Origin of the sequence: Geminocystis sp. GBBB08 (assembly GCF_016743215.1) — a bacterium.
Lineage (GTDB): Bacteria > Cyanobacteriota > Cyanobacteriia > Cyanobacteriales > Cyanobacteriaceae > Geminocystis.
Window position 1 is genome coordinate 1 of sequence record NZ_VRZC01000284.1, and the last position, 1,987, is coordinate 1,987.

The 1,987-nt window shown below is 32.0% G+C and carries 2 protein-coding genes; both read right to left on the minus strand.

The features are described from left to right. Positions 1-230: 230 nt before the first annotated feature. Entirely contained in the window at positions 231-1,298 is a 1,068-nt protein-coding gene (gene ldpA, locus FWJ34_RS19225) for a circadian clock protein LdpA (RefSeq protein WP_308256935.1), read from the minus strand. 391 nt (positions 1,299-1,689) lie between these two features. Continuing rightward, on the minus strand, positions 1,690-1,987 hold a 298-nt coding region (locus tag FWJ34_RS19230), incomplete at its 5' end, for an NADH-quinone oxidoreductase subunit H (RefSeq protein ID WP_308256936.1).

A 1,987-nucleotide genomic window follows, 5' to 3' on the forward strand; every position in this document is an offset into this window, starting at 1 on the left:
TTATAGAACCCATTTGGTATCTTTTTTAGAATGGTTACATAATAATGATTTCAGAAGAAATACTTTAATCTCGTCAAAGCCTTTTGTTATTTGGGTTACAGGCGTAAATATCAAATAGGTTCTATATAGCAATCCTATGGGAATTGTGAGATTTAAAGAGGTGTTAGCTATCAGCTATCAGCTATCAGCTTTGACGGTATAGTAAGATTGACAGATTTATTTTTTAATCTTTAATTCTTCACGAATGATTTACGATTGCGATATTTTAAAGGCGAGATTAATTGATGAGCTTGATTGACTCCTTGCCATAATAATTCGGGGTAATCTTCTAATTGATTATTAGTCGAAATATCTTCTAATTTAGATAAAATATTAGCGATTAATTTTCTCCCTTTACTGCCATAAGCTATTCCAGAAATTTGTGAAGGTATTAAGTTTAAAGATTTGATTTTTTCAACGGTATATTCATTAGTACCTCCAGCTAATTGGATAAATCCGGGTAAATTTAATTCTTTGATTTTCTGGGCATATTTTATGGTTAAATGAGTTGTACCAATACCTATATCTCCACTCATCGGACGACCATCTGTTTGCCAAATTAAAGGTATTTTTACTGGTTTAATATAATCATAAATTTTGCTTAAATATTCAGTAACTTTTTCAGTATAAGGACAACTAATGGCAATTAATTTTAGTTGAGAAAGATGAGGTTCTATTATTGTCCAAACTTGTTGAAACTGAAAAAAATGTCCTTGTTGAGTGTGAATTTCTATGGCATTTATTGGTAAAATATCTAACCATTGTAAAACATCTTTTATCCCGATAATTTTTGATTCCGTTTCAATAATATTTATCGGACAAATAGGCAAACATCTTCCGCAACCATAGCATAATTCTTCTATTATTCCCTGATGATTGTTACTAAATTTTATGGCTTCGGCAGGACAAATTTTTTCACAAGGGCGATGGCAATGTGGCGGACAAAGGTTAGGATTAAAGTAGGCTTTGCGAAAATGCGGATCTTCTCCATCATTAATGCTTACCATTAAAAAAGGATTTTCATGGGGATTATAGCCAAAATTTTGAGCTTGTTTATGGTAATTTTGGGCGATTTTGATACCTTCTAAGGCACTATGAATAACAGCTTTATCCGCAGCAACGTCAAGACAATCAGCCCCAGCTAAAGTATAAACTAGGGCAAGATTGCGAATAGAAGGTAAATGTTGATAACTAGCACCACAAATCAACTTAAACCAACTACCTTGCCGTAATGATTCCAGTGGAGAAAAATTAACCATTAAAAATAATAACAGTGACAGTTATCACTATAGCAATCCTATTTGATTTATGGCATTTCCGTTGGGCAAAATTTAGAATTTAGCCTATTATCTATTGCCCATTACCCATTGCTCGAAGAATTTAGAAATAACAAGAGGCAGTAAAACTAAAAAACAACCTCAATTCGACATAAAAATTATCGTGAAAGTTAGACAAAGTGGACAAACAGGCAGGTAAAATAAAATAATGAAATAGACAGAGTCATAATCATTAACTGCACTAAATAATTTTCAAAAAATCAATTTCAATATTATTTATGTCAATTTTATTTTTTATATCCTATCTTCTGTCTCTTATCTATTTCCCTCCAGTCGTATTTTTAAAGTCTAACTGAGGTAATACCTAATTATTTTAGCCGCCAAAAGCAACAGGAAAGGCTAATTTTAAAGCGGCTGTTATTAATAAGTTGACTAAGGATACTGGTAATAAAAATTTCCAACCTAAGTCTAATAATTGATCAATTCTGACACGAGGTACAGTCCAACGTAATAAAATGGCAATAAATACCAGAAAATAGGCTTTTAATAACATCATACTGATACCTAAAGAAGCCGTGATAACTTGTAACCAAGGAGTATTTTCACTTACGCCTATCCAATCAGCAAGATTGTTTAAAGGAATAGGAAATTCCCAACCTCCAAGATATAAC